18 protein-coding genes are annotated in these 22,271 nt (G+C 71.8%); 2 read left to right on the plus strand and 16 right to left on the minus strand.

Annotated elements, in window-relative coordinates:
- Positions 1–37: 37 nt before the first annotated feature.
- The 6 genes from ACFWVV_RS00445 to ACFWVV_RS00470 all read right to left on the minus strand — a co-directional run bounded on the left by ACFWVV_RS00445 (position 38) and on the right by ACFWVV_RS00470 (position 8,282).
- On the minus strand, positions 38–1,063 hold the full coding sequence (locus ACFWVV_RS00445; protein WP_384344018.1) for an ABC transporter ATP-binding protein: 1,026 nt from the start codon (positions 1,061–1,063) through the stop codon (positions 38–40).
- On the minus strand, positions 1,060–2,079 hold the full coding sequence (locus tag ACFWVV_RS00450; protein ID WP_384344015.1) for an ABC transporter ATP-binding protein: 1,020 nt from the start codon (positions 2,077–2,079) through the stop codon (positions 1,060–1,062). Before ACFWVV_RS00450 ends, ACFWVV_RS00445 begins: the two co-directional genes overlap by 4 nt.
- Positions 2,079–3,065, minus strand: a complete 987-nt coding sequence (locus tag ACFWVV_RS00455; RefSeq protein WP_384344012.1) for an ABC transporter permease — start codon at positions 3,063–3,065, stop codon at positions 2,079–2,081. The genes ACFWVV_RS00450 and ACFWVV_RS00455 overlap by 1 nt, the downstream gene beginning before the upstream one ends.
- Positions 3,062–4,036, minus strand: a complete 975-nt coding sequence (locus ACFWVV_RS00460) for an ABC transporter permease (RefSeq protein WP_384344009.1) — start codon at positions 4,034–4,036, stop codon at positions 3,062–3,064. The genes ACFWVV_RS00455 and ACFWVV_RS00460 overlap by 4 nt, the downstream gene beginning before the upstream one ends.
- 13 nt (positions 4,037–4,049) lie before the next feature.
- Positions 4,050–5,804 carry an ABC transporter substrate-binding protein gene (locus tag ACFWVV_RS00465; protein WP_384344006.1) on the minus strand — a complete coding sequence of 585 codons (1,755 nt, stop codon included), beginning with the start codon at positions 5,802–5,804 and terminating at the stop codon, positions 4,050–4,052.
- A 138-nt stretch (positions 5,805–5,942) separates the two neighbouring features.
- Complete coding sequence (locus ACFWVV_RS00470; RefSeq protein WP_384344003.1) at positions 5,943–8,282, minus strand: collagenase; 2,340 nt, start codon at positions 8,280–8,282, stop codon at positions 5,943–5,945.
- A gap of 164 nt (positions 8,283–8,446) precedes the next feature.
- Here ACFWVV_RS00470 and ACFWVV_RS00475 point away from each other — a divergent pair, with 164 nt between their 5' ends.
- On the plus strand, positions 8,447–9,838 hold the full coding sequence (locus ACFWVV_RS00475) for an aminopeptidase P family protein (RefSeq protein WP_384344000.1): 1,392 nt from the start codon (positions 8,447–8,449) through the stop codon (positions 9,836–9,838).
- 514 nt (positions 9,839–10,352) lie between these two features.
- Here the strand turns inward: ACFWVV_RS00475 and ACFWVV_RS00480 are convergent.
- The 10 genes from ACFWVV_RS00480 to ACFWVV_RS00525 form a co-directional block, all read right to left on the minus strand.
- A complete protein-coding gene (locus ACFWVV_RS00480; protein ID WP_384343997.1) occupies positions 10,353–10,787 on the minus strand; it encodes a VOC family protein in 435 nt (144 codons plus the stop codon).
- Positions 10,788–10,861: 74 nt separating this feature from the next.
- On the minus strand, positions 10,862–11,581 hold the full coding sequence (locus ACFWVV_RS00485; protein ID WP_384343994.1) for a GntR family transcriptional regulator: 720 nt from the start codon (positions 11,579–11,581) through the stop codon (positions 10,862–10,864).
- 41 nt (positions 11,582–11,622) lie between these two features.
- Positions 11,623–13,023 carry an aldehyde dehydrogenase family protein gene (locus ACFWVV_RS00490; protein WP_384343991.1) on the minus strand — a complete coding sequence of 467 codons (1,401 nt, stop codon included), beginning with the start codon at positions 13,021–13,023 and terminating at the stop codon, positions 11,623–11,625.
- A complete protein-coding gene (locus tag ACFWVV_RS00495) occupies positions 13,020–14,036 on the minus strand; it encodes a proline racemase family protein (protein WP_384343988.1) in 1,017 nt (338 codons plus the stop codon). Before ACFWVV_RS00495 ends, ACFWVV_RS00490 begins: the two co-directional genes overlap by 4 nt.
- 36 nt (positions 14,037–14,072) lie before the next feature.
- Positions 14,073–14,999 (minus strand): dihydrodipicolinate synthase family protein, encoded by a 927-nt coding sequence (locus ACFWVV_RS00500; RefSeq protein WP_384343985.1) that lies wholly within the window; start codon positions 14,997–14,999, stop codon positions 14,073–14,075.
- 121 nt (positions 15,000–15,120) lie between these two features.
- A complete protein-coding gene (locus ACFWVV_RS00505) occupies positions 15,121–16,656 on the minus strand; it encodes an NAD(P)/FAD-dependent oxidoreductase (RefSeq protein ID WP_384344155.1) in 1,536 nt (511 codons plus the stop codon).
- A 112-nt stretch (positions 16,657–16,768) separates the two neighbouring features.
- Positions 16,769–17,101 carry a (2Fe-2S)-binding protein gene (locus ACFWVV_RS00510; RefSeq protein WP_384343982.1) on the minus strand — a complete coding sequence of 111 codons (333 nt, stop codon included), beginning with the start codon at positions 17,099–17,101 and terminating at the stop codon, positions 16,769–16,771.
- An 82-nt stretch (positions 17,102–17,183) separates the two neighbouring features.
- Positions 17,184–18,371 (minus strand): NAD(P)/FAD-dependent oxidoreductase, encoded by a 1,188-nt coding sequence (locus ACFWVV_RS00515; RefSeq protein WP_384343979.1) that lies wholly within the window; start codon positions 18,369–18,371, stop codon positions 17,184–17,186.
- Positions 18,372–18,582: 211 nt separating this feature from the next.
- A complete protein-coding gene (locus tag ACFWVV_RS00520; RefSeq protein ID WP_384344152.1) occupies positions 18,583–18,984 on the minus strand; it encodes a RidA family protein in 402 nt (133 codons plus the stop codon).
- 173 nt (positions 18,985–19,157) lie between these two features.
- Positions 19,158–20,306 carry an acyl-CoA dehydrogenase family protein gene (locus ACFWVV_RS00525; protein ID WP_384343976.1) on the minus strand — a complete coding sequence of 383 codons (1,149 nt, stop codon included), beginning with the start codon at positions 20,304–20,306 and terminating at the stop codon, positions 19,158–19,160.
- Positions 20,307–20,556: 250 nt separating this feature from the next.
- Between ACFWVV_RS00525 and ACFWVV_RS00530 the strand changes: the two genes are divergently transcribed.
- A complete protein-coding gene (locus tag ACFWVV_RS00530) occupies positions 20,557–22,182 on the plus strand; it encodes an AMP-binding protein (RefSeq protein WP_384344150.1) in 1,626 nt (541 codons plus the stop codon).
- Positions 22,183–22,271 lie beyond the last annotated feature (89 nt).

Here is a 22,271-nt window from a genome sequence, read left to right on the forward strand (position 1 = left end):
GCACCTTCCTGTCTGCCGGGGAGAAGTCCCGGCACCGTCAGTACGGGAAGTGGCAGGCCGCCTCCTGTGCTTCACCCGGGGCCCCGATCCGCAGCAGCGGGCGCTCCGTGCGGCAGATGTCCTGCACCTTCGGGCACCTCGGGTGGAAGGTGCACCCCGGCGGCGGGGCGGCCGGGCTCGGCGGGTCGCCGATCAGGGTGATGCGTTCGCGGGAGCGTTCGGCCGCCGGGTCGGGCAGGGGCACGGCGGAGAGCAGGGCCTTGGTGTAGGGGTGCGCGGGGTTGCCGTACACCTCGTGCTTGTCGCCGATCTCGACGATCCGGCCGAGGTACATCACCGCGACGCGGTCGCAGACCCGCTTGACCACCGAGAGGTCGTGCGCGATGAAGACGTACCCCAGGCCGAGTTCGCGCCCGAGGCGCTCCATCAGGTTGACCACCTGCGCCTGTACGGAGACGTCGAGTGCGGAGACGGGTTCGTCGGCCACCACCAGGCGGGGTTCGGTGGCGAGGGCGCGGGCGATGCCGATGCGCTGTGCCTGGCCGCCGGAGAACTCGTGCGGGTAGCGGTCGATGTGCTCGGGGATGAGTCCGACCAGGTCCATCAGCTCCGCCGCCCTGGCACGGGCCCGGTCGGCACTCCGGCCCTGCACGAGCAGGGGGTCGGCGATGATGCGGGCCACGGTCTGGCGCGGGTTGAGGGAGGAGTGCGGGTCCTGGAAGACCATCTGGAGGTGTTTGCGGTACGGGCGCATGGCGCCGGGCGAGAGGTGGGTGAGGTCCGTGCCCTCGAAGGCGACCGTGCCGGAGGTCGGCTCGAGGAGCCGTACGATCATCCGCCCGGTGGTGGACTTGCCGCAGCCCGACTCGCCGACCAGACCGAGGGTCTCCCCCGGTGCGACGTCGAAGCTGATGCCATCGACCGCTTTGACGGGCGGGCCCTTGCGTCCCGACCTGGTGCGCCGGCCGGGGAAGTGCATGCTCAGGTCCCGTACGGACAGCAGGGGGGCGGTGGGCCGATCGGTGGCCGGTGTGTCCGGTGCGGTGCGGGGCGGAGCGCTCATCGGGCGGCCTCCTGTGCTCGGGGGGCGGTCAGATGGCAGGCGGCCCGGTGGCGGGGGCCGTCGAGGGGCAGCAGGGCGGGCCGTTCACTCTCGCAGCGTTCACCCAGGCCGCTGGGCACCCGGTCCGCGGTCCGGGCCGTGCAGCGGGGGGCGAACGCGCAGCCCGCCGTGGGGGTGAGCAGTGACGGCGGGGAGCCGGGGATGGCCCGCAGGGGTGCGTCGTCGGTGTCGTCGAGCCGGGGCAACGAGTCGAGCAGGCCCCGGGTGTAGGGGTGGGCGGGTGCGGTGAACAGGGCGTCCACCGGGGCCTGTTCGGCCGCCCGGCCGCCGTACATGACCAGGACGTCGTGGGCGACCCGGGCGACCACTCCCAGATCGTGGGTGATCATGACGACGCCCAGACCCCGGTCCTGCTGGAGGCGGGCGATCAGGTCCAGGATCTGCGCCTGGACGGTGACGTCGAGCGCAGTGGTGGGCTCGTCGGCGATGAGCAGGTCGGGTTCGCAGGCGAGTGCCATCGCGATCATGGCGCGTTGCCGCATGCCGCCGGAGAACTGGTGGGGGTACTCCCCCGCCCTGCGGGCCGGTTCCGGGATGCCGACCTCGCCGAGCATGTTGAGCGCTTGCCTGCGGGCTGCTGCCCGGCCGGTGCGGAAGTGCACCCGGTGGTGTTCGGCGATCTGCTCACCGACGGTGTAGTAGGGGTGCAGGCTGGACAGCGGGTCCTGGAAGATCATCGCCATCCGGCGGCCGCGCAGCCTGCCGAGTTCCTGGTCGGCGAGAGTGGTCAGTTCCCTCCCGTCGAGCCTGATGGAGCCCTCGACGCGGGCGCCCCGGTGCAGGCCCATCACGGCCAGCGAAGTGACGGACTTGCCCGATCCGGACTCGCCGACGATGCCGAGGGTGCGTCCGGCCCCGACGGTGAAGCCGATGCCGTCCACGGCGCGCACGGGACCCGCCGGGGTGTCGAAGTCGACGCCCAGGCCGCTGACTTGGAGAAGCGGTGTGTCGGTCATCAGTACCTCACCCTCGGGTCGACAACGGCGTAGAGGAGGTCGACGACCAGGTTGGCGACAACGATGAAGAAGGCGGCCATCAGTGTCACGCCGAGCACGACCGGCTGGTCCGCGGTGCTGAGCGCGCCGTAGAAGAGCCGTCCCACGCCGGGCAGGCCGAAGATGGATTCGGTGATGACGGCGCCGGCGAGCAGCCCGCCGAGGTCCATGCCGAACAGGGTCAGGATCGGGGTCATGCCGGAGCGCAGTCCGTGTTTGACGACGACGGTGCGCTCGGGCATGCCCTTGGCGCGTGCGGTACGGATGTACGGCTCGGCCATCGCTTCGATCATGGAGCCCCGGCTCTGTCTGGCGTACATCGCGGCGTACAGCAGGGCGAGTGCGGTCCACGGCAGCAGCAGGTTGAGCGCCCAGGTCAGTGGGCCCGCCGTGAAGTCGTGGTATTCGGGGTAGGGCAGGATTCCGGCGATCCTGATCACCCCGTAGATGAGCATGATCGAGGTGAAGTAGACGGGCAGTGAGGCGGCGGCGACCGCGCCGACCATGAGGGTGCGGTCGGTGAGGGTGTTCTTGCGCAGTGCGGCGGTGACGCCCGCGCCGAGGCCGAGCACCAGCCACAGGGCGGCGGCGCCGACGGCCAGCGAGGCGGAGACGGGCAGCCGGTCCAGGAGCAGGTCCCAGACGGGCAGCGAGTTCTCGTAGGAGTAGCCGAGGCAGGGGAAGTCGCACTGGAGGGCGTACTGGCCGGTGCCCAGGGTGCGCCCGGTGAAGATGCCGGTGAGGAAGTCGGCGAACTGCCGCCACAGCGGAAGGTCGAGCCCGAGGTGGTGGCGTACCGCCGCCAGGCGTTCGGGGCTGCACGTCTTGCCGCACGCGGCGGCGGCGGGGTCGGCGGGCAGGACGTAGAAGATGACGAAGGTGACGGCCGCGATCGCGAGCAGCACCCCGAGGACGCCGGCCAGGCGGCGCAGCAGGTAGAGGGTCATGCGCTGCGGGCTCCTCTCGGGTCGAGGATGTCGCGCAGGGCGTCGCCGAGGAGGGTGAAGGCCAGCACCGCGAGGAAGAGGAAGGTGCTGGGGATGAGGAAGTAGGTGGGGTCGGTCTCGTAGAAGGTGACGCTCTCGGCGATCATCTGGCCCCAGGAGGCGGTCGGTGGGCGCACGCCGACGCCCAGGTAGCTGAGGGCCGCCTCGGTGCTGATCATGCCGGGGACCAGCAGGGTGGTGTACGCGATGACCGGGCCGAGGACGCCGGGGAGGACGTCGCGGGTGAGGATGCGCCAGGGGCCGGCCCCGGCGACGCGGGCGGCGTCGACGTACTCGCGGTGTTTGAGGGAGAGGGTCTGGCCGCGGACGACGCGGGCGATGCCGGGCCAGCCGAAGATGCCGATGACCGCGGTCATCAGCACGATCCGGTTGACGTCCCTGGCCACCGACATCATCGCGATCATGAAGATGAGGGACGGGAAGGACATGGTGAGGTCCATCAGGCGGCTGAGGAGCGAGTCGACGCGGCCGCCGAAGTAGCCTGCGGCGATTCCCGCGGCGGTGCCGACGAGAACGACGATGGCGGTGGCGGTGAACGCGATGAGCAGGGAGACCTGCGCGCCGTGCACGACCCGGGCGAACAGGTCGCGGCCGGTGACGGGCTCCACGCCGAGCCAGTGCTCGGAGCTGATCCCGCCGAACGGTCCAAGGGGCAGACCGCCGAGGTACGGGTCGACGGCGGACTTGTCGAACTCGTCGGGGGTCCAGCCGCCGAGGGCGGCCAGCCAGGGCGCGGTGAGCGCCATCAGGACGAACAAGACGACGACGCCGAGGCTGATCTTCACGGCGGGGCGGTCGCGCAGCTCGCACCGGGCGAGCTGCCAGGGGCTGCTGCCGGGCGGCACGGCGGCCGTGGCCGGCCGGGGGACTTCGGGCCCCCGCGGCACGGCGGAAGGAGGGGTGACGGTCATGGTCCGGCGAACCTCAGCCCTGGCTCTTCGACGGGTCCTTGAGGCCGATCGTGGCGTAGTCGAGCTGACCGGCCCACACGGGGTGGCCGAAGGCGCCCGCGACGTTGGTGCCGATCAGCAGGGGCTTGCGCTCGATGAGCATCGGCACGGCGGGGTGCTTGGCGAGGATCTGGGTGTCCAGTTCCTGCCATGCCTTGTCGGCCCGGGCGACGTCGCTCATGGCAGCGATCTCGTCCATCCGCTTCATGGTCGGCTCGTCGCGGAACTGGCTGTTGTTGCCGGAGTTGCCGGTCTCCTTGATGTAGCGGCCGTCGAAGACGAACGGCAGGAAGGAGGAGCCGTTGGGGTAGTCGGGGCACCAGCCGCTGACGACCATGTCGGGAGCGGACTTGATCTCGCCGATGGCGTCGTTGTACGCGGCCGGATCGACGGTGTCGATCTTCACCTTGATGCCGGCCCTGCCCAGGCCCTGCTGGATGGCCTCGGCCTTGGTCTTGTCGCCGGTCGACACCGTGAGGGTGGCGTCCACGGCGGTCCTGCCCGCGTCCTTGAGGAGCTGCTTGGCCTTGTCCGGGTCGCCGGCCGGGGCGATCTTCAGGGGGTCTGGCTGCTTGCCGTCGGTCATGGAGGGCGGCATGTAGGCGGTGGCGATCTCGTTGAGGGCGGGTCCGCCGCCGGAGGTGACGACGGCTTCCTTGTCCAGCGCGTACTGGACGGCCTCGCGCACCTTGGGGTCGTTGAAGGGCGCTCGGGAGGTGTTGAGCTGGAGCATGTCGGTGCAGCCGCTCAGCTCGGCGACCAGCCGCTTCTTGATGTCGGGCTTGGGCAGCACCTTGGGGGCGCTGGGCGGGCTCATGTCGGACCACTGCACGGCGGAGGCGTCGGCGCCGCCCGAGGCGATGATGCGGTCGTCGATCTGGCCGCCCTTGAGTCCCATGACGACCACGAACTTGTCCGGGTACGCCTTGCGCACCTGGTCGCTCGAGGGGTCCCAGTGCGGGTTGCGCACCAGGACGAGCTTCTTGTCCCGTGCGTAGGACTCGATCTTGTACGGGCCCGAGGAGAACGGGCGGGCGTCGTACTGGGCGCCTTTCTCCTGGGACCGGGGCACCGGCGCGAAGGTGGTGAGGGTGGCGATGGAGGAGAACTCGGCGACGGGCCGGTTGAGTTCGAAGACGAGGGTGTGGTCGTCGGGGGTCTTCACGGAGTCCAGGTGTTTGCCCTGGAGGGGTCCTGTGTAGCCCTTGGTGCCGGCCAGCAGGCGGGCGGCGTAGTCGGGGCCGCCGGTGAGGTCGGGGGCGAAGGAGCGCTCGACGTTGTACTTGACGTCCTGCGCCGTGATCGGTGAGCCGTCCTCGTACTTCAGGCCCTTCTTCAGGGTGAAGGTCCAGGTCCTGCCGCCGTTCGAGGACTTGCCGAGGTCGGTGGCGAGGTCGGGGACGAGTTCGCTGCCGCCCTTTCCGGGCTCGGCCTTGAAGGTGACGAGGGTGCGGTAGAGCAGCCGGGTGCCGAAGTCCATGGCGGGCATGACCCAGTTGCGCGCCGGGTCGAGGTGGGCGAAGTCCTGGTTGGACAGGATGGTGAGGGTGCCGCCCTTGGCCGGGGTGCCGCCGAGGACCTTGCCCTCGTTGGCGGCGGCCGGGTTGTTCCCGCCCTGCCCCTGGCCCTTGCCTCCCTCGCCCTTGGTGGCTCCGCCGCAGGCGGTGGCGCCGAGGGCGAGGGCTGTCACGAGGGAGGTGGCGAGGGCGATGCGGGTGCGCTGGGTCATGGCTACTCCACTTGGTGCGGGCATGCCGGGGCCCGGCCCGGCTGAGCGGGCCGGGCCCCGGTCGAGGGTGAGAGGTGGTGCTGTTCCGGTGCGCCGGCCGCGGTGGTGCTGTTCTGCGGCCGGCTCCTGCCGGTGCTGTTAGCGGCGCAGCGGGCCTTCGCACACGTAGTCCGCGCTGCCGGCCTTGCCGTTGGTCCAGATGTCGACCTTGCCGAAGGAGCAGTTCATGTCGCCGAGGTTGTTCGCGGCGGGCTTGGAGCGGTCGAGGAGGAAGTAGTCGACGCTCTCCGACATGTCCTTGAAGACCGTGCTGGGGTCGGCGGAGTTGGCGAGGTTCGCGGTGAAGCGGCCCTTGCAGACGAACCGGCCCAGTTCCTTGCCGCCGTCGTCGGTGCAGGTGGGGTCGTAGTACGTGGAGGCCTTGAAGGCGGCTTTCACCTCGGCGGCGCTCGCGAACTGGAGCTGGGCGTTGGGGGTGTACTTGGTGTCGGGCACGAAGAGCGTGTCGACGATGGCGATCTGCTGGTCGAGGAAGGTGTCGTAGCCGCGCTGGAGGTTCGCGTCCGAGCCCTGCTGCTTGCGCCAGGCGTCGAAGGCCGCCGGGTCGTTGGCCCGCAGGTGCCTGTACATCTCCTGGAGCTTGCCCGGGTGGTCGCGCCACAGGTACTCGAAGAAGGTTCCCGCGTACGAGTAGAAGCGGAAGCCGTCGCCGTCGTAGGTGGCGTGCAGGAGCTGGTTGACGCTCATGCGCGGCTTGCCGCCCGCGGTGTCGGCGATGATGCTCTTCACCAGGGACTTGCGGACGGCGACGCCGTCGTCGCGGGTGGCTCCGTCGAAGAACTCGCCGGTTCCCTCGTCCATGGCGGTGGTGCGGTCGTCTCGGTACCAGGGGCCCTCGCCGAAGGAGCCGTGCACGGCGAAGCGGCCGTTGAGGTAGTGCACGTACTCGTGGCGGAAGAGCTCCTCGAGGGTGAGCGAGGAGTCCTGGGGGACGCGGCGCTGGTAGGTGTAGAAGGTGGCGCCGCGCTCGATGTAGATGCCGCCGTTGTTGGTGTCCATGCCGGTGAGCAGCGGGTGGTAGGTCTCGTAATCGGCGCGCGAGCCGTACAGGACGATGTTGAGGCTGGTGTTGGTGTCGCCCGCGAGGGGTTCGGTGCTGCCGATCACCCGGTGGAACTGTGCCTTGACCTGCTTGGACGCGTGGTAGAGCTGGTCGACGGTGGCGCGGGCGAGCCCGGTGCGGACCTTGATGGCGCCGTTGTCATAGACGTAGGTGTACGGGAAGATCTTCTTCTCGATGTCCTCCTTGCACACCCCGTACTGCTTGCACGCCCCGTACGTGTTGAGCCAGGAGGCGACCTTGGCCCAGGGCTGGCTGCCCTCGCCGAAGTTCTGCTTCGTGGTGGCGAGCAGGGTGCCGAGGTCGGCGACGACGGAGTCCTTGAGCCCGTCGATCTGGCCGAAGCGGCCGTACTCGCCGAGCGCGTCGCGCACCACCCACTCGTTGGGGGTGCCCTTGAGGTGGGTGTAGCCGGCGAACTTCTTGAAGGACTCGCGGTACTGGGCGTTCTGCCTGACGACGTTGTGGAACGCGGTGTCCTGGTTGCCGGGGTAGACCCCGAGGTAGTTCGTCGACAGCGCGGCCAGCGCGGCGCCGCCCCAGGCCGGGTCCGCGTACTGGGTGTTGTGGTACTGGTCCATGGTGGCCAGCACCTTGCGGATCAGGCCCAGCTGCGAGTGGCGCAGGCCGGGACCCGCGGCGTAGAGCGCCTCGCGCAGGGTGTTGGCGTTGGCCTTGGTGACGTCGAAGGTGCGGGCGGCGGTGCCGAAGGCGTTGATCGCGCGGCGCACGCTCTCCACGGTCGGTGTGTCGGTGGTGTCGATCTCGTCGCGTGAGAAGTCGTGGTAGGCCACCGCGTGGAGGTAGGTGAACATCTCGTACAGATGGCTGCTGTTCTTGCCGTCGTGCGAGGCCGCCAGGCTGGTGATGCGGCGTGCGACGGCCTGCACGTGGGCGTCGGACATGACCGGTGCGAGGCGGGCGTCCCAGGTCCAGATGAGGTCGCGCATGCAGCCGTCGGCGGTGACGGCCGGGTCGGTGAGGAAGTCGGCGAACTGCTCGGGGCCGAGGCGGGTGATGCCGTCGAGGGTGCAGGGAACGCCCGCGGCTTGCAGGGATCTCTGTGCCGCGGCCCTCTTGGCGGCGGGGAGTGCCTCGGTCTGGGCGCCGGGTATGCGCCCTTCCTTGGTGATGGCGCGCGGCGCCGGGACGTTGTTCGTCCTCTTCGGTGCGGTCGCGAGGCGTTCCACCTCGTCGAAGGGGTTGGCGCCGGGCTCGGCCGCACGGGGCTGCGGCGGGCGGGCGGCGTCGGAGGAGGCGTTCGCTGCGGGCGGCAGGGGAGCGGCCTGGGCGGACTGGATGACCGGCAGTACGAGGGCGGTGGAGAGAGTGGCGGCCAGCAGAATCCTGCGCGGCATACGCGGGTGTGACACCTGGATCTCCGGATCTGTGTGGGGAGTTGAGGGGCCGGGCACGACGGCTTCCGTCGGCTTCCGCACCCCGAGGTGTGACCCGTAACATAGTAATGTGAAATTGCACTGACAAGGCTTCGGCCAACACTCCTGCCCCCGGAGGCGAAAACGTGACCTCGCAGCCCCCTCAACTCCGCACCGTCAGCCATGATTTGCCGGTTTCGCCCGCCCTCGACGCCTTCATGGGCGGCCACTGGGCGCCGACTCCCGCCCCGTCCGGCGACCGGGTGCCGGGCTACGCACACTTCGCGGACCGCCGCGCCCGGCTGGCCGCGCGCTTCCCCGGCGATCAACTTGTCATTCCGGCAGGAGAGTTGAAGGTCCGCTCCAATGACTGCGACTACCGGTTCCGGCCGCACAGCGCGTATGCCTGGCTGACCGGCCTGACCGGCGAGGACCAGCCGGGGCATGTGCTGGTGATCGAGCCGGACGGCGAAGCGGTGCTCTACGTGCGTCCGCGCTCACCGCGCGAGGGGGGACGCGGGGAGGGCGGCGGCGAGTTCTTCAGGGACCGCAGGTACGGGGAGTTCTGGGTGGGCCGCCGGCCCGACCTGACGGAAGCCGCGCAGTTGACCGGCATCCGGTGCGCCCGCCTGGACGGCTTCACCCCGGCCGCGGGTGCGCGCCGGGCGGGCCGTGACACCGAACTGACCACGTTCCTCAGTGAGGTGCGGCTGGTGAAGGACGCCTGGGAGGTGGAGCAGATTCAGCTCGCGGTGGACCACACGGTGGCCGGATTCGAGGATGTCGTCCGCGCGCTGCCCGCGGCTCTTCGCCATCCGCGCGGCGAGCGCTGGATCGAGGGCGTCTTCGGGCTGCGCGCCCGCGCCGAGGGCAACGGCACCGCGTACGACACGATCGCCGCCTCCGGCGCGCACGCCTGCGTACTGCACTGGATACGCAACGACGGGCCGCTGGACCCCGGCAGGCTCCTGCTGCTGGACGCGGGCGTCGAGACCGACAGCCTGTACGCCGCCGACATCACGCGGACCCTGCCGCTGTCCGGGCGGTTCTCCCCCGTCCAGCGGCAGGTGTACGACCTGGTGCTGGCGGCGCAGGACGCGGGCATCGCGGCGCTCAAACCGGGCGCCAGCTTCCGCGACTTCCATCGCGAGTGCTCACGGGTGCTCGCGGAAGGCCTGGCCGACTGGGGCGTGCTGCCGGTGTCCGCGGAGGAGTCGCTGCGGGCGGACAGCGGGCTGCACCGCAGGTACTCACTGTGCAGCTCGGGCCACATGCTGGGGCTGGACGTGCACGACTGCGCGCAGGCCAGGGCGGACCAGTATCTGGACGGAGTCCTGGAGGAGGGCCAGGTCCTCACGGTGGAGCCGGGGCTGTATCTCCAGCCGGACGACGAGACGCTGCCCCGGGAGCTGAGGGGGATCGGGGTGCGGGTGGAGGACGACCTGGTGATCACGGCGGAGGGGGCGCGCATGCTGTCGGGGGCGTTGCCGCGCCGGCCCGAAGCCATCGAATCCTGGATGCAGTCGCTGCTCCTCTGACCCCACGCCCACCCCTCGGCCCACGGGACCACCCGCACCCTCTCTCCCCCTGGGGCGCCGGGGCCGCCCGCACTCCTCCCCCAGCCCCCTTGGGCGCCGGGGCCGCCCCGCTTACCGCCGCCCCCTTGGGCGGCGGGGCCGCCCGACTCCTCTCCCCCAGCCCTCTTGGGCGGCGGGGCCGCCCCCCGGGGGCGGGACGGGCGGGCAAGGGGGCGGTCCCCGGCGGAGCCGCACCCCTCCGGCCCCGCGCCACCCCCGCACCGCCCTGCCCGCGTCCCAATGGCATGCCACTCCGGCTCACCGGAGTGGGCCGGGACCCGGACAGTGGGGCGGGGCCGGGGGCCGCCCCCCGTGCCCACCCTCCCCCAAGCTCTCGGCTTCGCTCGAGCAGGGGGGACCCCCGCGCCCCAGGGGGGCGGCCCCTGTGCCCACGGGGAACGGCGCGGCACCTGTGCCCACGGAGGGCGGCGCGGCCCCGGGCCCACGGGGGCAGCGACCATCGCGCCCCGAGAGGTCAGCGTTCGGACAGTGGGGACGGGGCTTCCTGGAGGGTCCAGCTGTTGCCGTCCGGGTCCTTGAAGAAGGCCCAGGAATTCCAGGTGTCCCCCTTGCCCTCGGCCCACCCCTTCTCGCCCAGGTGCATCACCGGACTCACCTCCACTCCCCGCCCCACCAGCTCCTCACGCGCCGCCGCTACGTCCAGCACGCACAGCTGCCCGCCCTGGAAGGAACCCGGCTCCGCGGGGGTGATCCACTGCTCGGGCGGCGTCGTCCCCTCCGTGAAGGTGATCGCACACCGCGACCCCGGCGGGGTCAGCTGGACAACCCGTACCCCTTCGGCCAGCTGGAGGTCGGTGTCGACCGTGAATCCGCACTTCTGCGCGTAAAAGTCCTTGGCCCGGTCCAGGTCGCTCACGGGCACGTTGACGACTTCGAGAGTCCACTCCATGGGGCATTCCTCCGCTGTACCGCACTGCCGGCTGCTCGGACGTCCCCCATCCTGGTACGCCGCCCGGCCCCCCGCTAGCGGACGCCCAGCTTCCGCGCCGCCGGCCGGCTCGGCTCCACCGGTTCGTCGCGGGCCCGCGCCCACAGCGACCGCACATGGCCCAGGTGGCGGGCCATGCACGCCTCCGCCGCCGGGGCGTCCTCGGTGAGCATCAGGTCCAGCAGTTCCAGGTGCTCCTCGGCCGAGGGCAGCAGCTCGTTGCGCGCGTCGAGCATGGTCAGCCCGTACAGCCGCGAGCGCTTGCGCAGGGCCGCGACCGTTTCGACGAGCCGGTCGTTGCCGCTGAGCCCGAGAAGCGTCAGGTGGAAGCGGTGGTCGGCCTCCAGATAGCCGATGAGGTCGTGCTCGCGCGCGGCGGCGACGATCTCCTCGGCCACCGGGCGAAGCGCCTCCAGCTGCTCCCGGGCGGCGGTCCTGGTGACCCTGCCGACCATCGGCACCTCGATGAGCGCGCGGATCTCGGCGTACTGGTCGAGGTCGCGCTCGCTGACCTCGGTGACCCGAAAGCCCTTGTTCCGTACGGGCTCGACCAGGCCTTCCCTGGCCAGATCGAGCATCGCCTCGCGTACGGGGGTGGCGGAGACGCCGAAGTCCGCGGCGAGGCCGGGTGCCGAGTAGACGGAGCCGGGCTGGAGCTCGCCCGCGATGAGGGCGGCCCGCAGGGCGTTGGCGACCTGGTCGCGGAGCCGCTCCTGCGCGGTGATGAGGTGGCGTTGCTGCTTGAGTTCGCCCATGGCGGCCCTCCGGTTTGCTGCGGACTGCCCAGCGTACAATGTCACGTTGCGCCGGTGGTGGCCCGGTGGAGGGAGTAGGTGCGCGTCGAGGTGTAGAAGTCGAGCGCCGTGCGGCCCTGCTCCCGCGGGCCGTGGCTGGAGGACTTCGTACCGCCGAAGGGCAGGTGGAAGTCGACGCCGGTGGAGGGAGCGTTGACGCGGATCATGCCGGTGTCGAGTCCGTCGAGGCCCCGCAGGACCGTGTCGAGGTCGCCGGTGTGGACAGAGGTGACGAGGCCGTACGGGACCGAGTTGGTCATGCGGACCGCACGGTCGAGGTCGGCGGCGTGCAGCAGGACGGCGACCGGGCCGAAGACCTCCTCGCGCAGCAGCAGGTGTCGGGAGGGAAGGTGCTCGACGAGGGTGGGTTCGACGTACCAGCCGGACCTTTCGGCCTTCTTCCCGCCGGCCCGCACGGGTACGTCGCGGGTGACGGACAGCACCTTCTCACGCGCCTCCTGGGAGATCAACGGGCCGCACACGGTGCCGGGTTGGGACGGGTCGGCCGCCGGTATGGCACGCAGTGCGTCGGTGAGGGCGTCGCGCAGCGGGTCGAGTGCACTGCCGACGGCGATGACCCGGCTGGTGGCGGTGCACTTCTGGCCCGCGTATCCGGCGATCGCGGCGGCGATGTGCGCGGCAGCCAGGGCCGGGTCGGCGTCGGGCAGTACGAGGGCCGCGTTGAGCCCGCCGGTTTCGGCCTGGACGGGGATGCCGCGCGCGGTGGCGGCCCGTACGACCGCGTTGCCGGTGACGGTGGACCCGGTGAACGACACCACGTCCACGGCGGTGACCAGCGCGTTGCCCTCCGGTGCGCCGCCGGGCACGACGGTGAACACCCCTTCAGGAAGCACCTGTTGCAGGAGCTGGGTCAGGCGCAGGGCGCAGGCGGTGGCTTCCGGCGCGGGCTTGAGCACGACGGCGTTCCCGGCGGCGAGTGCCGGGGCGGCCTTCCAGACGGGGATGGCGAAGGGGAAGTTCCAGGGAGTGACGAGCCCGGCGACGCCGCGCGGCCTGCGGCGGGTGAGCAGGAGCCCCGTTCCGGTGGCGGGCTCGTGGACCGATCCGGTGGCGTCGTAGGCGAGTTGGGCGTAGTAGCGCAGGATGGCGACGGTACGGGCGACCTCCGCGCGGGCTTCGCCGAGGGGTTTTCCCACTTCCTGTACGGCCAGCTCCGCCAGCTCGGCGCCCGCCTGCTCGACGGCCTGGGCGGCGGCGGTGAGCGCGGCCGAGCGGGCCGCGGCGCCTGCTTCGTACCAGCCGCGCTGAGCGTCCCGCGCGCGGTCGGCGGCCTCAACGGTGGCCCAGGTGCCCGTACTTGGCACGTTGGCAACGATCTCGTCCGGGTGGGCGGGGTTGCGGGAGATGACCCGGGCGGTGGTGAGGAGAGGGGCGCTGGTCACAGGAGGAATCCTCCGGGGAACGGGTCCGTGGGGTCGAGGAAGTACTGTGCGGTGCCGGTGATCCAGGCGCGTCCCGTGACGGTGGGCACGACTGCGGGAAGGCCTCCGACGGTGGTGGTCTCGACGAGGCGGCCCGTGAACTGCGTACCGATGAAGGACTCGTTGACGAAGTCGCGGTGGAGGGGCAGTTCGCCGCGGGCGTGCAGCTGGGCCATCCTGGCCGAGGTGCCGGTGCCGCAGGGCGAGCGGTCGAACCAGCCGGGGTGGATGGCCATCGCGTGCCGGGAGCGGGTGGCGTCGGAGCCGGGGGCGGCGAAGTACACGTGCTTGAGACCGCTGATGCGGTCGTCCTCGGGGTGCACGGGGCGGTGTTCCGGATCGGCGTTGACCGCGTCCATGAGGGCCAGACCCGCGGCGAGGATGTCGTCCTTGCGGGCCCGGTCGAAGGGGAGCCCTCCCGGGCCGACGGAGTCCAGGGGGACGAAGGCGTAGAAGTTGCCGCCGTACGCCAGGTCGTAGGTGAGGGGGCCGAGACCGGGCACGTCGATCTTGCGGTCGAGCGCCACGTTGAACGCGGGCACGTTGGTGAGGGTGACGGCGGTGGCCGCACCGTCCTTCACCTGGACGTCGACGGAGACGAGCCCCGCGGGGGTGTCGAGCCGGACGGTGGTGACGGGTTCACGAACCTCGACCATGCCGGTTTCGACGAGGACGGTGGCGACGCCGATGGTGCCGTGGCCGCACATGGGGAGGTAGCCGGAGACCTCGATGAAGAGCACGCCGTAGTCGGCGTCGGGGCGGGTCGGCGGCTGGAGGATCGCGCCGCTCATGGAGGCGTGGCCGCGGGGCTCGTACATCAGGAGGGTGCGCAGTGCGTCGCGGTGCTCGGCGAAGTACTGGCGGCGTTCGGCCATGGTGGCGCCGGGGAGGGTGCCGAAACCGCCGGTGATGACGCGGGTGGGCATGCCCTCGGTGTGGGAGTCGACGGCGTGGAAGACGTGACGGGTGCGCAACTGGGGTCTCCTGAGGGTTTGCTGGGGCGCTGCGGGTCAGTGGTGGCCGTCGGCGAGGAGCTTCTCGGTGGCGGCGCGGACGGCCGCGGCCTCGGCGTCCGGCAGCGGGAAGCGGGGCGGCCTGGTGGGCCCGCCGTGCTGTCCGGCGAGGTCCATGGAGAGCTTGATGGCCTGGACGAACTCGGTCTTGGAGTCCCAGCGCAGCAGCGGGTGGAGGGTGCGGTAGAGGGGCAGGGCGGTGTCCAGGTCATGTGCGACGGCGGCCCGGTAGAGGGCGACGCAGGAGGCGGGCAGCGCGTTGGGGTACCCGGCGATCCAGCCGACCGCACCGGCCAGGGCCAGTTCCAGCAGGACGTCGTCGGCGCCGATCAACAGGTCCAGCTCCGGCGCGAGTTCGGCGATCTCGTAGGCGCGGCGGACGTCGCCGCTGAACTCCTTGACTGCGACGATGCTGCCGTCCGCGTGCAGTGCGGCGAGCAGGTCGGGGGTCAGGTCGACCTTGGTGTCGAAGGGGTTGTTGTACGCGACGACGGGGACGCCCGCCCGGGCGACCTCGGCGTAGTGCGCCCGTACCGAACCGGGGTCCGCGCGAAAGGCGTTGGGCGGCAGCAGCAGGACGGAGCCTGCCCCCGCCTCCGCTGCCTGCTCGGCCCAGCGGAGCGATTCGGCGCTGCCGTACGCGGCGACCCCGGGCATCACGCGGTCCCCGCCGGCGACCTCGACCGCGGTACGGACCACCTGGGCGCGCTCGTCGTCGGTGAGGGTCTGGTACTCGCCGAGGGACCCGTTGGGCACCACGCCGTCGCAGCCCGCCTCGAGGAGGCGGGAGACCTGGGCGGCGTAGGCGTCGAGGTCGACGGAGAGGTCGTCGCGGAAGGGCAGGGTGGTGGCGACCATGACACCGTGCCAGGGGCGCGGGCGGGCGGGGGCAGCGGGGGTGTGCGGTGTGCTCAGGGCGTTCATCCAAGGACTCCTTAAGTAGTGTGTGACATTTTATTAAAGGGTGTGCGGTTCCGGCAAGGGTGCGGGGAAATCAACTCGCCTGCGGGGAGAGGGCGGTGCCGCGCATGACGGCCGACGGCGCTCAGCCGTCAGCCAGTTCGCCGAGGGTGAGGGGGCAGGCGAGGGGCCGGCGGTCGGGGGGTGTGGCGGGTGCGGCGGGTGAGTCCGGGCCGAAGGGCGTGGTGGCTGAGGCGGCCCCGTCCGGGGCGGGTGGCGTGGAGCCTGAGCCGGGGGCCGCAGCGGCTGGGGGCGGGGCGTCGCTGCCGTTCGTACCACCTGCGGCGAGGCAGGCGACCGCCGCGCCGCACATGCGGCCCTGGCACCAGCCCATCCCCGCCCGGGTGAGCAGTTTGACCGTGCGGGCGTCACGGGCGCCCAGCTCGTCGACGGCCTCGCGGATCTGTCCTGCGGTGACCTCTTCGCACCGGCAGACGTCGGTGTCGGGTCGCAGCCAGTCACGCCAGTGCGGGCCCGGGGCGTGCGCGGCAGCCATGGCTTCGGCGAACCCGCGCAGCCGGTCGCGGCGGCGGCCGAGGGAACGCGGGGGTGCGCCGCCGTCGGCGATATCGCGGGCGGCCAACTCACCTTCGGTGAGCGCGAGACCGGCTCCTCCGATGCCTGCCGTCTCGCCCGCCGTCCAGATGCCGGGGACGGTGGTGCGCTGGTACTGGTCGACGACCAGGGCGTGGCTGCCGTCCGGGGTGCGGCGGGTGGCACAGCCGATTCCGGTCGCCAGCTCGATCTGCGGCACCAGCCCGTGGCCCACGGCCAGCGCGTCACAGGGAATGCGCACGCCGGGCTGCCCGGCCAGCGGCCGCCACCGCGCGTCGAGTCGCCGTACGGTCACCGCCTCGACGCGGTCGTTGCCGTGCACCGCCGTGACGGCACTGCGGGTGCGCAGGCGTATCCCGTGCCGTACCAGTGCGGCTCCGTGCACGGCGCCTTCGGCCAGCTTGCCGGGGTTTGCGGCGAGCGAGCCGGCGTTGCGCGCGTACCCGGTGTAGCCGCTCGCCTCGACGACGACCGGCACGGTGGCCCCGGCTGCGGCGAGCGAGCCCGCCACGGCGAGCAGCAGGGGCCCGCTCCCCGCGACGACGACGCGCTGCCCGGGCAGCACCAGGCCCGCCTTGAGCATGGCCTGCGCCCCGCCCGCACCGACGACTCCCGGCAACGTCCAGCCTGGAAAGGGCAGTTGCCGCTCGTACGATCCGGTGGCGAGCAGCACCTTGGCCGCCCGGACGGTTTCCCGCCGCCCGCCACCGTCCGGCCCGCGTACCGCGTGCACCTGCCACTCCCCCGCCGCGCCGGTCACGGCCCACACCTGGCGTTCGGCCAGGTGGTGCACCCTTCCGGCGGCGACCTGGGCGGCCAGCCTGACGGCGCGGTTCTCGTAGGCGGACCAGGCGTGGTGCAGGGCTTCGGGCCTGCGGGCGCCCAGGCCGGGTGCGGGGTGCCGGTAGAACTGTCCGCCGGTCTGCGCGGCGGAGTCCACCAGGGCCACGTACAGGCCGAGTTCGGCGGCGGTGACGGCGGCGGCAAGCCCGGCGGGCCCTGCACCGACTACGGCGAGGTCGTACGGAGCTTCGTCCGCGGCCCCGTACGCAGATTCGTAGAGGATGTCGGTTCCGGCGTGGCGCGGGGAGTGGTCTGGGGCATCGAGCGGGGAGTGGTGTGGGGCGTCGAGCGGAGTGTGCTGCGGGGCATCGTACGGAGTGTGTTGCGGGGTGTCGTCAGACTGCGAGGTCGCCACGGCCGTTCCCCTCCTGGGTGGTCACCGCGTCGCCCGGCCGGGCCGGAATCAGGCACGCGCGTTGGTTGGCACGGGAGTTGATGGTGGCGAGGCAGTCGAAGCACGACCCGATCCCGCAGAACGCGCCGCGCGGCCGGCCTTCTCTGCGGGTGGTCCGCCAGGACAGCACTCCGGCCGCCCACAGTGCTGCGGCGACGCTCTGTCCCGGCAGGGCCGAAATCGGCTTCCCGTCGAGGGTGATGTCGAAGGGGGTCGCGGGATCGGCCCGGGTCAGGCCGAGCGGCGTACGGGACTCTCGTTGAGCACGGAACACGGACGAACTCCTGTCTGACGACACTCTTGTCGAGCGGGGGGGCGGGGTCGGACGGCCACGACGTCCACGCCGGTCGCGCCCTTCAGCCCTCTGCGGCTCCCGGATCGAACCGCTCCGGCCGGAACGGGTGAAGGTCCGCCGACGCCCAAGCCGGTGCCGGACCCGACTCCGGCGCCGGGCCAGGCTCACCCGTCAGCCCCGCCGCGATCAGCGCCCCCGTGACCGGCGCGAGTCCCACACCTGCGCCCTCGTGACCGCAGGCGTGCCAGAGCCCCGGCGCCCGCGCGTCCTGGCCGATCGCCGGCAGGTGGTCCGGCAGGTACGGCCGGAAACCGTGGTACGTCCGCATTACCCGTACCTCCCGCAGCACCGGGAACAGCTCTCCCGCCTGCCGCGCCAGCCGTCCGAGCACCTCCACCGACAGCGACCGGTCGAACCCGACCCGTTCCCGGCTCGCCCCGATCAGCACCGGACCGGCCGCGGTGCCCTCCACCACGGCCGACGTCTGGAGCGCCGCCGACCCGCTCGCCACGTCGGCCACGTAGTCGGCGGCGTACACCTTGTGCCGCACGACCCGTGGCAGCGGCTCCGTGACCAGTACGAAGCCCCGGCGCGGCAGGACGGGGAGGGTGACTCCGGCCAGCTCCGCCAGCTGTCCGCCCCAGGTGCCCGCCGCGTTGACCACGGCTGCGGAGTGCAGCTCCCCCCGCGGAGTACGGACACCCCGCACGGAACCGTCCGCACCACGCAGCACTGCCACCACTTCGGTACCCAGGTGCAGTACCGCCCCCGAGGCCTTCAACAGGTGGGCGGCCGCGAGGGCCGGCTGCACCTGGGCGTCCTGGGAGTAACGGATGCCGCCCGCGAGCCCGGGAGCGAGGTGGGGTTCGAGGTCGGTCAGGCGGTCGGCCTCCTCGCAGTGCACCCCCACCGCGGCCTGGGCGGCGGCGAAGGCACGCAGGGCGGCGAGGCCGGCTTCGTGCGCCGCGACGACGAGACCGCCCTTGGCCTCGTACTCGAAGGAGCCCGGAAATTCCTCGGCGAGCTCGCGCCACAGCCTTGTGGACCGCAGCGCGAGGTCGAGTTCGGGGCCCGGCTCCTTGTCGGAGACGAGCAGGTTGCCCTCGCCGGCCCCGGTGGTGCCGCCGGCGACCGGGCCCCGGTCGACCACGGCGACGGAGAGCCCGGCACGGGAGGCGTAAAAGGCGCAGGCGGCACCGACGACTCCGGCACCGACGACGACCACGTCAAAGAGGCGTCTCGTGAACACGCCAGTAATATGTCACACAACACAAGTGCTGCCAAGGGATTCCGGATTCACTCCTGTCCCGACTGCCTCCCGGCACCCACGGACCCTCAACCGCCGCACGGGGCAGCGCGGTTACCGCGGCCCACGCGAGCCGTGACGCACCACGAGCCGCTCACAGCACGGCGGCCCCGCTCACAGCACGACGGTCCCACTCGGAGCACGGCGGCCCCGCTCAGAGCACGGCGATCCCGTCCAGTTCCACGAGGGCCTGTTCGTCCCACAGGCGCACCACACCCACCACCGCCATCGCGGGATAGTCCCGACCCGCCAACCGGCGCCAAATGCGGCCGAGTTCGGGCGCGTGGGTGCGGTAGTCGGCGACGTCCGTGGCGTACACCGTCACCCGGGCGAGCGCGGCCGGGGTGCCTCCCGCGTCGGCGAGAGCGGCCAGCAGATTGGAGAGGGCGGTTTCGAACTGCGCGGGCAGGTCATCGCCGACCACGTTCCCGGCACCGTCGAGGGCGGTCTGACCGGCGAGGAAGACCAGCCGGGAACCGGTGGCGGCGACGCTGACGGCGTGCGAGAAGCCGGTGGGCGGGGAGAGCTCGGCAGGGTTGTGGCGCTGGAGGTTCACTGGGCGTACGTCTCCTTCGTCGTTCCCGGGCGGCGACTGGGGCTGCGGGCGCACGGCTCCTTCGTCGTCCACGGGCGGCGACTGGGGCTGCGGGTGTACGACCCCCTCGCCGTTCTCCGGCGCCGGCTGGGGCATCGGGCGCACGGCTCCTTCGTCGGTCGCGGGCGGGGGCGTCATCGGGCGTACAGCTCCTTGGCGATGATGGTGCGCTGGACCTCGGTCGCCCCCTCGTAGATACGCGGGGCACGCACTTCGCGGTAGAGATGTTCGAGGACGTGGCCGCGCTGAAGGGCGCGCGCGCCGTGCAGTTGGACGGCGGCGTCCACGACGAACTGGGCGGTCTCGGTGGCGAAGAGTTTCGCCATGGCGGAACTCCTGGGCACCTGCGGTTCGTTCCTGTCGTACGCGGACGCCGCCGCGTAGACGAGCAGCCGGGCCGCCTCCGTGCGGGTGGCCATCTCGGCGACCTGGTGCGCTACGGACTGGAGGTCCTTGAGCGGTCCGCCGAACGCGGTCCGCGCAGCGGTGTGCTCCAGCGTCGCGTCCAGCGCGGCCTGCGCCATGCCGACCGCGAAGGCGCCCACGCTCGGCCGGAAGAGGTTGAGGGTGTCCATGGCAACCCGGAAGCCCTTGTCCGGTGCGCCGATGACGTCCGCCTCGCTGACGTGCACGCCGTCGAAGGTGAGGCTGCCGAGCGGGTGCGGGGAGAGCATGTCCAGAGCGGTCCCGGTCAGGCCGGGACGGTCGGCGGGCACCAGGAACGCGGTGATTCCTCGTGCGCCCGCGCCCGGCGTCGTACGGGCGAAGACGGTGTAGAAGTCGGCGTACGGGGCGTTGGAGATCCAGCACTTCTCGCCGCTGAGCCGCCAGCCGCCCGCACGTCCGCCCGCGCCTGCCGCTCCCCTGGTGCCCGCGGCGGGTTCGGCCCGCAGGGTCAGCGCCGCGGCGTCCGAGCCGGCCGCCCGCTCGCTGAGCGCGAAGGCGGCGACCGTCCGCCCGGCCCGCACGCCGGGCAGCCAGCGGGCCCGCTGTTCGTCGCTGCCCGCCCTGGCAATGGGTGACGCGCCGAGCCCCTGGAGCGCGAGCGCGGTCTCCGCCTCCGTGCAGCCGTGGGCGAGGGACTCCCGCATCAGGCACAGGTCGAGCGCTCCGGCGGAGAACAGTCTCTCCAGCAGGCCGAGGCCGCCGAGCTCGGCGATCAACGGACGGTTGAGCTGTCCCGGCTCCCCCTTGTCCGCGAGTGGACGCAGCCGCCGGCCAGCCAGCGCGCGCAGCTCTTCGCACCACCTCAGCTGTTCCGGCTCCAGAGCGAATCCGGGCATCCGTGGCCCCTCTCCCCCGCAAATTATCGCGGTGCGTTGACTGTCGTCACCATCACGATACGCTCGGGAGTACCGGCACCGAAGCACGAGCACGGAACCACGGCACGGAACCACAGCACGGAGCAAGAGCGCGGAAGCGGCGCCGCGGTACCGGGAACGACAGCACTGCCGCACGGCCGGACCACCCACCCGTCAGATCGTCAGTCGCACCACGGACTGCTCGCTGCAAGGGGGCCAACCCGACATGGCCATGGAGCTGCACCCGTCGGCACACACCGACACCTTTCCGCGCGACCACCTGCCGCCCGCCGAGCAGTGGCCCGATCTCCTCTTCGAGCTGCCGGAACTGCGCTATCCCGCGCGCCTCAACTGTGGGGTCGAGCTGCTGGACCGCACGCTCGACGCCTTCCGCGCCGACCGGCCGGCCCTGCGTACCCTCTCCGGCGAGATCTGGTCGTACGGCGATCTGCGCGAGCACGCCGACCAGATCGCCCACGTACTGACCGATGACCTGGGGGTGGTGCCCGGCAACCGGGTCCTGCTGCGCGGGCCCACCACGCCGTGGCTGGTGGCCTGCTGGTTCGCCGTGATGAAAGCGGGCGCGGTCGCGGTGACCGTACTGGCACAGCAGCGGGCGGCAGAACTGGCCACCCTGTGCGACATCGCGCAGGTGCGCCATGCCCTGTGCGACGTCACGGCGGTGGACGACCTGATGAAGGCCGAGGTGCCGGGGCTGCGGATCACGGCGTTCGGTGGGGATGCGCCCGACGATCTGGTGCGGCGGGCGGCGATCAAGCCCGCGCGGTACGAGGCGGTGGACACGTCCTGCGACGATGTCGCGCTGATCGCCTTCACTTCGGGGACGACGGGCCGCCCCAAGGGGTGCATGCACTTCCACCGGGACGTGCTGGCCGTCGCGGACACGTTCGCCAGGCACGTGCTCCGCCCGGAGCCGGACGACGTGTTCACGGGCAGTCCGCCGCTCGGCTTCACCTTCGGCCTCGGCGGTCTGGTGATCTTTCCGCTGCGGGTGGGCGCTTCGGCGCTGCTCCTCGAACAGTCGGGGCCCAGGCAGCTGCTGCCCGCGCTGGCCGCGCACCGGGTGTCGGTGGTGTTCACGGCTCCGACCGCGTACCGGCTGATGCTCGACGACCTGGCCTCGACGGCCTCGTACGACCTGAGCGCACTGCGCCGCTGTGTGTCGGCGGGCGAGAACCTGCCGGCCGCCACCTGGCAGGCCTGGCGGGAGCGCACCGGGCTGCGCATCATCAACGGCATCGGAGCGACGGAACTGCTGCACATCTTCCTCTCGGCGGCCGGGGACGACATCCGTCCCGGTACCACCGGCCGGCCGGTCCCCGGCTGGCACGCGCGCGTGGTGGACGCGACGGGCGCCGAGGTGCCGGACGGCGAGCCGGGACTGCTGGCCGTCCGGGGCCCGGTGGGCTGCCGCTATCTGTCGGATGCCCGTCAGCAGGTGTACGTGCGCGGCGGCTGGAACATCACCGGGGACACCTACGTGCGTGACGCGGAGGGCTATTTCCGCTATGTGGCCCGCGCCGACGACATGATCATCTCGGCCGGGTACAACATCGCGGGCCCCGAGGTCGAGGATGTCCTGCTGCGTCACCCGGACGTGCTGGAGGCCGCGGTGGTCGGCAGGGACGACGAGGTGCGCGGTCAGATCGTCACCGCCCATGTGGTGCTGAGGGAAGGGGTGGCACGGACCGGGGCGACGGCGGCGCTGCTGCGGGACTTCGTGAAGGCGGAGCTGGTGCCGTACAAGTGCCCGCGCGAGATCGTCTTCCTGGACGCACTGCCACGCACGCCCACGGGCAAACTCCAGCGCTTCCGGCTGCGCACGGACCAGCCGTAGGACCAGCCGGGCCGGGGCGCCCCGCGGGCCCCGGACCGTGCAGTAACCAGGTGGCTCACCTGCCCGCTTGCTGCTCTTTGGTCGTCACG

Source organism: Streptomyces sp. NPDC058663, from assembly GCF_042716745.1.
Classification (GTDB): domain Bacteria; phylum Actinomycetota; class Actinomycetes; order Streptomycetales; family Streptomycetaceae; genus Streptomyces.